Source organism: Dellaglioa sp. CoH-55-MRSF-8 (assembly GCF_056782195.1).
The window spans coordinates 118,752-132,007 of the sequence record NZ_JBXAYH010000003.1 but is presented as its reverse complement, the minus strand read 5'-3'; the positions used below and the strand labels follow the sequence as shown (position 1 = coordinate 132,007).

Annotated in this window: 12 protein-coding genes; all 12 read right to left on the bottom strand. The window is 31.1% G+C overall.

Translation table 11 applies throughout. The features are described from left to right. Window positions 1–11: 11 nt before the first annotated feature. The 12 genes from AC1RPW_RS04380 to AC1RPW_RS04325 all read right to left on the bottom strand — a co-directional run bounded on the left by AC1RPW_RS04380 (window position 12) and on the right by AC1RPW_RS04325 (window position 13,250). Window positions 12–1,127, bottom strand: coding sequence for an EpsG family protein (locus tag AC1RPW_RS04380; protein ID WP_481761536.1), 1,116 nt, complete (start codon window positions 1,125–1,127; stop codon window positions 12–14). Window positions 1,128–1,218: 91 nt separating this feature from the next. Continuing rightward, on the bottom strand, window positions 1,219–2,166 hold the full coding sequence (locus AC1RPW_RS04375; RefSeq protein ID WP_481761537.1) for a glycosyltransferase: 948 nt from the start codon (window positions 2,164–2,166) through the stop codon (window positions 1,219–1,221). 16 nt (window positions 2,167–2,182) lie between these two features. Next, complete coding sequence (locus AC1RPW_RS04370) at window positions 2,183–3,157, bottom strand: Stealth CR1 domain-containing protein (RefSeq protein ID WP_481761538.1); 975 nt, start codon at window positions 3,155–3,157, stop codon at window positions 2,183–2,185. A gap of 76 nt (window positions 3,158–3,233) precedes the next feature. Further along, window positions 3,234–4,205 carry a DUF6625 family protein gene (locus AC1RPW_RS04365; RefSeq protein WP_481761539.1) on the bottom strand — a complete coding sequence of 324 codons (972 nt, stop codon included), beginning with the start codon at window positions 4,203–4,205 and terminating at the stop codon, window positions 3,234–3,236. A gap of 37 nt (window positions 4,206–4,242) precedes the next feature. After that, window positions 4,243–5,391 (bottom strand): glycosyltransferase, encoded by a 1,149-nt coding sequence (locus AC1RPW_RS04360; protein ID WP_481761540.1) that lies wholly within the window; start codon window positions 5,389–5,391, stop codon window positions 4,243–4,245. Then, window positions 5,388–6,272, bottom strand: a complete 885-nt coding sequence (locus AC1RPW_RS04355) for an NAD-dependent epimerase/dehydratase family protein (RefSeq protein WP_481761541.1) — start codon at window positions 6,270–6,272, stop codon at window positions 5,388–5,390. Before AC1RPW_RS04355 ends, AC1RPW_RS04360 begins: the two co-directional genes overlap by 4 nt. Further along, the gene (locus tag AC1RPW_RS04350; RefSeq protein ID WP_481761542.1) at window positions 6,265–6,855 is read right to left on the bottom strand and encodes a sugar transferase; all 591 of its coding nucleotides are present in this window, start codon (window positions 6,853–6,855) and stop codon (window positions 6,265–6,267) included. The genes AC1RPW_RS04355 and AC1RPW_RS04350 overlap by 8 nt, the downstream gene beginning before the upstream one ends. Then, the gene (locus AC1RPW_RS04345; protein ID WP_481761543.1) at window positions 6,855–8,684 is read right to left on the bottom strand and encodes a polysaccharide biosynthesis protein; all 1,830 of its coding nucleotides are present in this window, start codon (window positions 8,682–8,684) and stop codon (window positions 6,855–6,857) included. Before AC1RPW_RS04345 ends, AC1RPW_RS04350 begins: the two co-directional genes overlap by 1 nt. Before the next feature lie 44 nt (window positions 8,685–8,728). Beyond that, window positions 8,729–9,454 (bottom strand): CpsD/CapB family tyrosine-protein kinase, encoded by a 726-nt coding sequence (locus tag AC1RPW_RS04340; RefSeq protein ID WP_481761629.1) that lies wholly within the window; start codon window positions 9,452–9,454, stop codon window positions 8,729–8,731. Window positions 9,455–9,477: 23 nt separating this feature from the next. Then, on the bottom strand, window positions 9,478–10,221 hold the full coding sequence (locus AC1RPW_RS04335; RefSeq protein WP_481761544.1) for a YveK family protein: 744 nt from the start codon (window positions 10,219–10,221) through the stop codon (window positions 9,478–9,480). A 13-nt stretch (window positions 10,222–10,234) separates the two neighbouring features. Beyond that, window positions 10,235–11,218, bottom strand: coding sequence for an LCP family glycopolymer transferase (locus tag AC1RPW_RS04330; RefSeq protein ID WP_481761545.1), 984 nt, complete (start codon window positions 11,216–11,218; stop codon window positions 10,235–10,237). A gap of 286 nt (window positions 11,219–11,504) precedes the next feature. Further along, window positions 11,505–13,250: an MFS transporter gene (locus tag AC1RPW_RS04325; RefSeq protein WP_481761546.1), complete on the bottom strand. Its 1,746-nt coding sequence runs from the start codon at window positions 13,248–13,250 to the stop codon at window positions 11,505–11,507. Window positions 13,251–13,256: the final 6 nt, after the last annotated feature.

The following is a 13,256-nucleotide window of genomic DNA, read 5'->3' as shown; positions in this document are numbered from 1 at the left end:
AAACGACAATGCTAAAGCGATTTCCAATGTACTAAATATGGAATACTGTCAACAAATTCTTGTGGTACTAACACTCCATAAAACGCTATAACAGCTAATAAGAGTATCCCCACCATCATTAAATCAATCTTTAATAATATTCTACTATCAATCTCATCTTTATGCTCCCTAATTAGCGCGTATGCAATTATAATTGGTGCGAAAGAGTTACGTTGGAACCGTTGATATTGTATCGACATAACTAAAAATGGGAGTGCTACAAGACCAGTTAACGAAATTAAGAATAACAATTTCAATTTATTTTTAATCTCAGTTGATAGGCTATTAATTTTCAAAAAATAATATCCAAGTCCTAACATTGAAAAATATGATAAAGCTATTTCTATAAGCATTATTTTTGATGAACCAGCAGCATAACTTGTGTTCAGTTTATCAAACAATTGTGTCCTAGATGAATGCAATGAAACTTTCGTTATTATATTTTTCAATAAACCACTTAAACCTGGAATAAATTGTACAATTGTTAAAATTACAAAAAAACCAATAATTAATTGTACAAAAATTTTCACATATTTTTCGCTCAAAAAGCTTAAGGGAATTATTATTAAAAATATATATCCAGATGAATGCATTGATGCGCTCAATAAGATTAATCCGATGGCAATAATAATATTTTTTACATTTTTTTTCTGTAAAAAACTTAGCCCTAATAGAGCAATAGAAATCATAAAAAAATTACGTGCCTGTGTTGCCTCATTAAAAAAAGGAAAAATTGCAAAAACCCAAACAAAAGATCCTAAATTCTTTGTAAATCTTAATATTGCAACTGTCAAAATAATAAAACTAACAATAAATAATATTAATCTAAAATCAGCATATGTCACTCCGTTTGCCGCAAAAATTCGAGAAAGCCACATATAGCCCCACTCAAATTGGTGATTATATGGTGCTAAAGAACTATTATCATAATTAATAAGATAACTAGGATAATCGGTCGTCGTCATCTTACTAGCAGCACCCGCTAGCCATGCTAATATTCCGATTCCAATGAACGGAATGATATTATTTTTTTTACCATGAACATGATCCAAAAAGAAATTGGTTACTATTGCAAATAAATATGTCATATAAACTCCTAGATAGTCATTTCTTAAACAATTAATGAAATTTGCTTATGCTGTATTCCATTTTTAATTAAATTTTATGTAAATACTAACATTATTTTTTGAATAACCTTAATATTTCCTCCAAATAGAGTAAGGTATTGTGACCGTGAATATTGGTAAAAAAACCATTCTTTTTGCCAAATATTATGGCTTCGATACCCTTCTTTTCTACAAAATATTTCAACATAGTAATTCTTTTTTTTATTTTAATAGGCGAATTTGAAAATTGTAGTTCTAATTCATTAACCAATTTGGAAAATCGATCAAATTTAACTTTATATTTTTTTAAATCAATTAACTTACTTTTTATAATTGTACTTTTTTTATGTGCATCGGCACCTCTTGTAATATTAAATGAATGCATTCTATGACCATCAGTCGCACTATCTATATATCCAATCCCATCATATAATCCAGCAACTAATGCAAGCCATGCATCATGATTAACTGCTTCTATCGGGATGTTTTTTGAAATTTCTAATAAGTTACGATTAATAATCATCGTATTACCCATTAACCAGTTATGTAGAAAAATACGTTGATATGTTGGTTTATTTTTCTTTTCTACACCACTGTAGTTCACACTTCCGTCCCCCACTACTTCAAAAAACTCGTCATAATTCGTATATACAAGCTTAGGCAGTACTTTTTCGTTAGGCAGGTGTCTAATTTCATTTAATGATATCTCAATTTTATTTGTATACCATACATCATCCTGATCTGAGAACATAACATATTCATACTGGTCTGGAACGTTATTCATTAAAATTTCAAAATTTCCTAATTGGCCCTTTTCATTAATATTTAGCGAGCTATCTAGTATCGTTATTTTAGGATCTCTTTTAAAATTATCTAAAATTTTACTGGTATTATCTTTCGAAAAATCATCTCTAATAAATAGGTGCCAATTCCCATATGATTGATTCTTAATACTTTCAATTTGCTCCATTAAAAATTTTTCACCATTGTAGGTAGCCATTAAAATTGCAACGTCACTCATAATTAGATCCTCCTAATTAGCTAAAGTGTTCAGCGAATATTTTTCTTAATTGTTCTTTCGTTTCTGAAAGGCTCTCCAATGGTAACGATATGTCGTTTATAACAACTATTTTTGCCTTGGATTTTAAGGCGCGCTTTATTTTTGAAAAATCTCCATCTTCTGGCAACTTCTCAAACTTTCCAAACGAAAATCTACGTGGTTCAAAATTCCCTTTTGAAAGTTGCCAATCGCGTGCCAACCAAATATTTACATCATTTCTAGTACGAAAACGATTTTTACTAAGTTCGGCTAACAAAGCTGGTTCTTTTTGATATATTTCTTTAAATGTACTTTTCAATAAACTACTAGGCAAATGCGGTTCATACCATCCCAGAACAGACCTATATGGTAAAACTAAGAAATTTCTTACATTTTGAAACCCGTATTGCCAATTAAATATTTTAAAGAAATTCTTCTTCAAAATATTATTTTTTGAGAACCACTTATTAATAATAAGTATATTATTAAAAGGTATTAACGAAAATTCTTCCGACGGTTGAATAAGTCCCATTAATCCTACATCCTTAGGAGTCCCATCTTGAGAAAAGAAATCTGTTGGATCTACCTTGTTAGTTATAAACGTATCGTCATTAAATACGATAAAATGTTCCGATAAATTTTTAATTCTTGGAATATTCATTTCAATGACATTCGAATTAAAAGTAGGTAAATATTCTTCAGGAATAAAATCAGAATGATCAACAATTGTTAGATTTTTCATGTCCAATGGAAACTTCGGAACTTGTTTGTCGGTAATTAAAAAAATATGGTTTACCCATGGTGCAAATTTTTTTACACCTTCAAACCACCATTTAAAAATATCATAATCTCTGAAACGTTCATCCGCATTTAAATTTTTGTTTCCCGCGTACTTATTTTTTTTATTCCGCCAGATATCATCATTTCCATCAACCCATGTCACTACAAAATCAATTTTAAAATTATCACTCATGACTAAGTTCTCCTTAATATTTATTAGTGATTTTAATATTCAGATAAAAAGTGTTAATCTATTTTCAATCTTATATTTAGAGCCAAATTCTTCGTATTCTAGCCTTAAGCTCCCCATTAAATAATTGCTTAATATAATATTGGAAATATCTGCGGATACCATTAGGCCATTTTCCTTCATTATATTTCTTTATATTTTCAATAGACAACTTTTCATCTGTTATAAACTTATTAGGTACAATTAAAAAGCTATGGTCATCATTTGATATTTCAACATCAACTTGCATTTTTCTTTTTTGTAAATGAATATATTCTATCTTTTTAGTTTTAATTTTTCCGTTATCAATATAATTCATTACTAGTTCCCCATCATGCCATCTAAACACTTGATATTGTTTTCCCTCAGAAATATCAAGTGTTATAAATCGAAATGCTTTTACCCAAATATCAGCATAATAGACCTTTTCTTTATATGGATCATATATTCTCATATCTGTGTCGGGCATAAATTTTGCAGTTCCCCAAATTTCATCAAAGTGAGTTGCGTCATCAGTTGTAAATGCCTGCTTATAATTGTACGTCCCTTTTTTATGATGATCAATTTTATATGCATTATTAATTTGATTATTATTTCTATACATTTGAAAATGTCCACGAGTATTTATTTTGTCATATTTTTTTAGTATATCCTCAGATAAAAATTTTTTTAAATCTCCAAATATAGTATCAATATCCACAAATCCCCACCAATCATATCCCGAGATGTCTTCCTCAAATATTTCACCGTAAGCCGGTTTGTAGTCATTCAACTTATACGGATTATTAATTTTTATAGGAAATGTATAATGTGATCTTATTTTCGCTTGAATATCTTTAAAGTTGACTATTTTTATTTTAACATTCGGTATGGTTGTAGATATATTTTGATCAGTATATATTAGAAAATCTATCTCATTATTATATTCCGCTGATTTTAACCATAAATCAAAATAATTTGGTAATTCTCCAAAATATATAGCTATCAATACTATTTTTGTGTTTTTAATCATTGCGAATCCTTTCAATTTATAGACAACATCGCATAATTTAAATTTTAGAATATAAACTATACATAATTTCATTTACATTCTTAATACTATATTTTTTTGATACTTCAATATTGTTTTTAACAATTTTTTCGTATTCTTTATCATTGATGCCTAGTAAATTTTCTATAGCTTTCACAAACTGGGAAATATCAGTAGGATCATCCACTACACACCCGCTGATACCATTTTCTGTGTAATCTTTGATCCCCCCTAAGTAAGTACTTACTAATGGAAGACCAGTAGCCATAGCTTCTAATCCCGCTAGTCCTAATCCTTCTCGTTTAGATGGAAAAAGAGAAAAATCTGCTATATCTAAATATTGTTTAATATTTTCAGAATAACCTGTAAAAATAATCTTTTCTTCTAATCCATACTCTTTCACTTTTTTTTCTAATAAATCTCTTTGATCTCCAACACCGCATATAATATATGTAATATCAATTTTATCTTTCAATTTATTTACTGCTTCTATTCCCACAATATGATTTTTCCGCTTAGATAATTCACCTACAGAAATCATCACTTTACTATTCTTACTTATCTTTAAATCAGTTTTCAATTCATCGATATTAGTTGATTGTTCTCGTAATTGTTCCCATTTTATTCCAACGCCAGGCACATGTAAAACTTCTTTTATACCAAAAGATTTTCCAATTGAGTAATCTTCATTGTTGATTGTTATTAAAATATCCGTATATTTAGATAAGTAACGTTCTATAGGATAAAATAATATCCAATCTTTTTTCGGCCCGCCCTTAAAGAACTGAAAGCCATGTGCCGTATAAACAATTTTAGTTTCTTTATTATTTTTAAAAACTAATCTAGTTAATACACTTCCCATCGGTGAATGGCAATGCACAAAATTATAGGTAGTTGTACTTGCTAATTTTTCAAGCTGATTATATGCTTTTTTATTTGCTTTTATTGAACCAATTCCTCTTAAAAAGTCAATTTGATGACAAATTATATTTTTTCCTTCAAGCTTCTTTTTTAAGGAATTAGCCATATCATCTGGTATAGTTCCAGCGGAATAAAAGTTAGTTGCAACTTCCACATTATATCCTAATTCTTGTAATATTCTGATATTATCCATATTAAATTGTTCAATCATTGAAGCAACCGACGCAACGATTAAAACTTTTTTCATTTCTTATCCTCCATTAAAATTTTCGTTATCGTATTTTCTAATGTAAGTCCTAATGTATATTCGAAAGAGCACTCGCTAATTTTTTTATCATAAACTTTACTACCATATATTTTATTAAAAACACGAAACTTCCTTGATAATAGAGAAATAAGCGGATTAAAAATAGAGATAAAGTATACTTTCTTTCTTAATAATTTCCTTGTTACTTTGATTACATCGCTTGTAGAAACATATTCTTTATTTTGAGGGAAATAAAGGCCTGATGCATCATTAATAATTATCTGTTTGATAAATTCTGTTAATACATCTACATAAATCATACTTCGTTCATTGTTAATACTTGGGAAAATCAGGGATTTCTCAGCTAACTTCAGTAGCCTTGGAAAATTACCCTTACTATTCGGTCCGTAAACCATCGGAGTTCTGATAACAACCGTTTTAAAGTTATCGTCTGCTAATTTTTGAATTTCTACATCTGCCTGTAGCTTACTATCACCATAAAAATCAATTGGGTTCATTATTGTCTCTCGAGTAATTATATTAGTATTTTGTAGTCCATTTTTTTCACCATATACTATCATACTTGATAAAAAAATAAATTGTTTCACTCCCTCAGATTTAGCTTTTTTAGCCAAATTAATTGCGAGATCTCTATTTACTTTATAATATTGATCCTCCATACTCGGATCCGAAGATACATGTGCAATACCCGCAACATTAAGTACTACATCATATAGACCAAAATTTTTTCCTCTCCATTTATCATCTCGAACGCTCATCATATCAACTGATATATCTTCCGATTCTGATTTATTAATCCAGCTTTTAAATGCCCCTCCAATATAACTATGTGCACCGGTTATCAAAACTCGTTTAGTCATCACTCTTACCTTCCTTTACACCATCACTCTTTAAAACTGATGTAATTGTTCCAAAAAAAATTTTTAAATCTTCTGAAAAAGATAAAAGTTGCACGTAATCACCATCAATTTTTGATTTCTCAGCAATAGATAATTCATCTCTCCCACTAATTTGTGCTAATCCAGTTAACCCTGGGTAAACGTTATTAGCGCCGTACTTTTCACGTTCGTTAATTAAATCTTCTTGACTCCAAAGTGCTGGTCGAGGACCAACGATACTCATCTTACCTGTTAAAATATTAATAATTTGTGGTAATTCGTCAAGACTCGTTTTTCGTAAAATTTTACCCGAGCGAGTAATGAAAGCATCCGGATCTTTCAATAAGTGAGTAGGTACATCAGGTGTATCAGTTCTCATCGTCCTAAATTTTAAAATACCAAAGTAGGTTTTATTAATACTTACCCGCTTTTGTACAAAGAAAATAGGGCCTTTCGAATCGACTTTAACAATAATTGCGATAATTAAAAAAATAGGCGATAAAAGTACAAGGCCTACTAAAGAAATAACAAAATCAATTGTTCTTTTAAAATATTTTTTATACATTAACGCATACCTTCCGAATCAATTGAGGGTTCACCATTATGAGTATGTGCATATCTAATAACTTCTTTTTTCAAAGCAGTACCAGTTAACGGCTCTACACTCTTAACAAAACTCATAATTTCATCAATCTTGTATGGTGTTACTTTACCCAAGAAAATTTTTTCAAATACTTGCTCTTGCTGTTTTTCACTACTTACTAATAATTCTTCATACAGTTTCTCTCCAGGTCTCATACCTGACTCAACAATATCAATATCGTTTTCAGTATATCCACTTAATTTAATCATTTTTCGTGCTAAATCAACAATTTTAACCGGTTTACCCATATCTAAGATAAATAGTTCTCCACCTTTAGATAGCGTCCCCGCTTGAATCACTAAACGGCTAGCTTCAGGAATTGTCATAAAGAATCTTGTCATTCTAAGATCAGTAACAGTAACTGGTCCACCTTTAGCTATCTGTTTCTTAAACAGTGGTACAACACTACCACGGCTACCAAGAACATTACCAAAACGAACAACGGCGAATTTTGTATGACCTGGTTCATTCAAACTAGTTACAATCATTTCAGCGAGACGTTTCGTTGCCCCCATAATATTAGGCGGATTTACTGCTTTATCAGTTGAAATCATTACAAATGATTTCACATTTGCAGACTTAGCAGCTTCAGCAACATTTTTCGTACCATAAACATTATTTTTAATGGCTTCAGTTGGGTTAGCTTCCATTAATGGTACATGTTTGTGTGCTGCAGCATGATAGACTATTTCTGGTTTATATTGTGCCATTAAGTCAAAAATATGTGCCCGGTCTTGAACATCCGCAATAATCGGCACAATTTCAATTTTCCCAGCATAAAGATTTTTTAATTCTTGATGAATCAAATAAATTGAATTTTCTCCATGTCCTAGTAAAATTAGTCGTTTAGGACCAAATTTGCTAACCTGTCGACAAATTTCTGAACCAATAGAGCCACCCGCTCCTGTAACTAAAATTGTTTTACCATATATTTTGCTTTCAATCTTAGCCATATCAAGTTTAATCTCTTGTCGACCCAGTAAATCAACAACGTCAATCTCATGCATTTTTCTAGAATCACTATTGTCTTCTAACATATCTTCAAAACTTGACATGCGATTAATTTTAACTTTTAGAGGATTTAAAATATCTAACAAGTCCTCGTAATTATGGGGACTTAATGAAGGAATAGCAATTGAGACCTGTTCAACATCGTATTCTTCGACAATCATTGGAATTTCTTGGAAAGTTCCCAAAACTTTCTTACCCATCATCCACATTTTTTGTTTTTGAATATCATTATCGACGTATCCAATAACATTCAAGTCGGCATTATCTCTTTGTATTCTTTCCATTAAAGCTTCTGCGCCATCCCCTGCACCGACTATTAATGTTGTAATTAATGTTTCTGATTCTTCATTATTAAAGATATTTTCAACAAGATAGCGCCATGCAAATCGGCTGCCACCAATAAAAAGGAGGGCCAGTAAATAAGTTAATATTCCAAAACGAATACTATAATTTGAACTTATGAAAAAATAACTAATATTACTAATAACTGCTGTAATTGTTATTGCAATAAAAATTGCAATTATTTCTTTAAAGCTAGCATACCTATTAATTTTAGAAAAGAGGTTTAATGAGTATCCAATTATTAGGTATAAAATCAAACATATACACCCAAATTCCAATAAATCAGAGTTACTAAAACTAATATACGGCCCTAAAAATAACCTCGATAATGAAATTGAAACTACCCAAATCAAACTATCCAATCCAGTTAAAACAACCTGTTTACTTTTCCTAGTCACCTATAATCCCTGCTTCCTTAAATTATCCTACGTCTACTTAATTATTATTTATAATAGCCATAATACCCACCATAATAACCTGACTCATCACTACCTGAAACATCATTCAAAATCGTCCCAATGATTCTTGCATGAACGGTATCTAATAATTCTTTTGCTTTCAAAACGGCACCTTTATTTGCCACACCTTGTCTCACAACTAAAATTGTACCATCAACTTTTGTTGCAACAATTTGTGCATCTGTTACAGAAATTAATGGTGGTGTATCGATGATAACCATATCCATTTGTTCAGCGACAGCTGTAATTAAAGAATCCATCCGTTTTGTATTCAATAATTCTGAAGGGTTCGGTGGAGTAGGACCTGCAGGCATAACATATAAATTTTCAATTGGTGTTTCTTCAACTGCTTTTGCAACATCAATACTTTTTTCAGTCAAACAATTTGTAAGCCCGGTTTCATTACTCAAACCAAAAGTTTGATGCGCAGTTGGTCTACGCATATCGGCATCAATTAACAATACTTTCAGTCCTTGATTAGCATATGTTACAGCAAGATTAGTTATAACTGTTGACTTGCCTTCTGATGGACCTGATGATGTCGCCATAATAACTTTCATTTCTTTATCAACACTTGAAAATTGGATATTCGTACGTACAGTCCTAAATTGTTCTGCAATCGTTGATGTTGGTTGAGTAACAGTAATTAATCCAACACCGTTATCAATACTATCAGTTGATAACTTTTTATCTTTTTTTAATAAACTCATCATTCAATAACCCCTTATCTATTTTAATTAGTATGCTTTCTTTTTCTTGGTGTTGATTGTCCAAAAAGTCCTTGACTCTTATTAGTTTCGTCAATATGGTTAATCATACCTAAGTTTGAAAGACCAAGATCTGTCAAAAAATCAGCGTTTTTAACTGTTTTATCAAAAAGTTCTATTGCGAATGCAATCCCAATTCCGATAAGCCCCCCTAGTAACAGACCTATTAATACATTCATCTTTTTATTAGGTGATACTGCATTAGGTTTTGCAACTGCATCAGCAACAATTGTTACATTATTAACTTTCATCACTTTTTTTATTTTATTTTTAAACGTATCAGCAACAGAGTTTGCAATATCAGCCGCGCGATATGCATTAGTATCTTTAACAGTTACACTAAAAACCTGTGAATTTTCTTGATTTGATATACTTATCTGATTTTTTAAATCATCACTCGTACCAACGAAATTATCTTTTTTAGCAATTTCTTTTCTCACAGGATCTAGTACAATTTTATTTTGAATAATGTCTTTATACGTATTAATCATTTGGACATCTGCTTGCTGTGTATTGTAAGCAGCCCCTACATTATTGGCAGTTTCTGTTCTATTAACTAATATTTGAACAGTCGAGTTATATTTTGGCGTCATAAAGAACATGGTTACAAAAAATGCTAATAGTGCCCCCGCAATTATTAACCCAATAATTAATTTAAGATGTTTCTTTAAAATGCTAAAAACTTGTTCAAGATTGATTGTCTCTTCCATTGATATAATTCTCCTAGTCTAAGTCTAATTGTTTTCTGATCATGTTGGATACTTTCGTTACTTGTGCTGATGGAACAACTTCATACGACACACCATTTATCATTTGTGATTGTCCTTGAAGTTGAACATCTTTAATTGTGCCTATAGCACTACGATACTGAGTCACTATTTTTTTCATATCAGAAAATTTCAAATTTGTTTTCATATTGCTCTCAAGTACACTCAAAATTGCTTGATAATTTGTGACACCATCAATAGAAGCTATTTTTTTACCTAATTCAGTCACAACCGAGCGTTGTCTTTTTTGACGCCCGTAATCACCATTAGGATCAGAATGTCTCATTCTAGAAAAGTCTAAAACATTACTTTCAGTTAACTCAATATCACCTTTTACGTATTGATGCCTTCCCGCTGAAAAAGCAAATGGATTATTGACCGTAATTGGACCAACGGCACCCGTTAATTCTTCCAGGCCCTTCATATTCATCTGAACATAGTAATCAATTGGAATATTTAAATAGTTTTGAATAGTATCCATCGCTAAGGAAACATCCCCATAAGCATATGCAGCATTTAATTTATTATCTGTCCCGTGACCTGTAATCGGAATCTTCGTATCACGAGGTAAACTCGTTAATGTCGTCAAGTTTGTTTTAGGATTAATTGTCGCAACCATCATTGTATCCGATCGACCTTGATCTGTTCTCCCATCTTCGCCCGTATCAACACCCAAAATTAAAACTGAGAAAGGCGCCTCTTTATCAAGAGAGACACTCCCGGTTGTTCGTTTACTTTTAACATTTACTTTTTGATATGTATTATCTACAACGTCTTTTGCATCTAGATAAACCTTCGCCATCAACACACCACCAATAACCAATAGTGCGGCAACGACGATTCCGACACCAATCCCCCATTTTTTCAGTGTACTCATTTTTTTCTTTTTATGATGATGCTTCTTGTGGCTACCTTGGTGTTTAATATTATCTTCACTCATAATTAATTACCCCTAAATTTTTTAGATGTATACAATGACACAATAATTTATTATACATGTTACCAGACTTAAATGAAACTTAAAATCGTTTGTCTAATCATTGTTTAATCTTATTGTCAACTGATATGATATTCTAAACATTTTGACCACGCTTTCAAAGTTGTAGTGCTCTACACTTTTAATTATACGTTATATTTAAAAGTATTATATTTCATTTTTAATACAGAAAAAGAACATCATTAATTATGTTCTCTTTTTGAAGTCCCTATTACTTGTTAAAACTATATCATAACTTAATTTCTTTTTTATAATCAGTGATTTTTATAAAAACAGCACTAACGCAACTAATTATCCAAGTGGCTAGAACGATGATTAAACTAATTCTTGTTATTATTTTCGTATGATAACCAATGACTAACCTATTTGTACCTATTTTAGTTGCTTTAACGGTTGGACTACCCATAGTTGACAAGGTCATTTTTTTAGGATCAAGGCTATTACCATTTAATTGAACAGTTGAATTATTATAGACTATCGCGGGTAAAGAAATCTCATTTCCTTTTTTTGTTGCGTTCCAACTCAGACTTAACTTTCCTTCACTATTAATCGTTTTACTTACTTCATCTTTATTTTTTTTCATGTCTAATCGATAATCATGATAAGGACGTTCACTTAATACTCGATTATTAGGTAAATAGTCTGGCGATGCCTTGGTAATCAACTTTAAACCATCATCTAGATTTGAACTCATAAATGCTTTGGTAATCTGTTCGTTACTCGTATTATCTGCGATATCAACATTATTGGGAGAAACTATCGACTGATTAGTATGCCATGCTTCATTACTTTTTTGAATTTCTAAATACGATTGTACTCCGACAACAAGACCTCCAACAATTAAGAATAGATCAATATACTTCCGATAATTTTTAAATGAACTACTTGATAGTGTTGCACTAAAACCCGCTAATAATAAAACTACAGCGAACCCTTCAAAGCGACGTGGGTATTGCAAGAAACTTTGTATTGATGGGATAACCTGGGCTAAATCCGTCCAAGGAACTAATTTTGACGTTAAGACTAAGAAAACTAAACCTAAACTAGTTACTACTTTATTAGTAACCGTAAATTTTGCTTGTTTTATAAACAATAAACTAATTTGTACTACAAATATGAAGCTCATAACCAAACCAATTTTAGTAAGCGTTGGCCCCCCCATCGATAAATTCATAGTTGAATTGGACATCATCACATTAACGTGCGGTGCGTATAATTTATTGTTTGCGAAAACATCTAACATGGCACCCCAAACATTAAATGTCAGAACTAACGATAATAACCCCGCCCAAAAACAGGTTAATAATAGTTTCGATTTTTGATTCGTTTGAATAAAACCAACTATAAAAAAAACGAATAGGACACCAATCGACATCAAGGCACTTAAAACATGTACCTGTATCATTACCGACATGGTTAACGCTAAGGGTAGAATTCGCAATCCTTCTGCGTTATTTTTGATCATTTTAACACCCATTAAAACAACTAGTGGCACTAGCATGATACCCCAAGCCATAAAATTTTGCTCAGTTGACCATCGCGCAATCCACAAGCTACCCATAAAAAGAACAGCCATTAATAGTGAGATATCTTTGGTCGAAGTTATTTCTTTAGCTAGTAAATACATTGAGTAACCACTAATAAAGAAAATTAAAAAAGAAGAAATAACCTGAAAATTAAACCAACTATGTACGAGTAGTAGCAACCCACCTAGCAGATAAGCAAATCCAGGCCCATACACAGCATTGATAATCCGACCACTTTGTTGAAACCCGTAATTTGTTTGGAAATAGTTAAAATTGCCTGTTTTAAATTGCATATAGATATCGTAAATACGATTAAAATGAAATAAAGAATCAGAACCTAAAACTAAACTATGTGCGAGTATCTGAGGTAAGACTAAAAACAAGCTCACACTAAACATAACAATAAATACACCGACATGATTTTTTAAATTAATCGACTTATTTTTCAATTAACT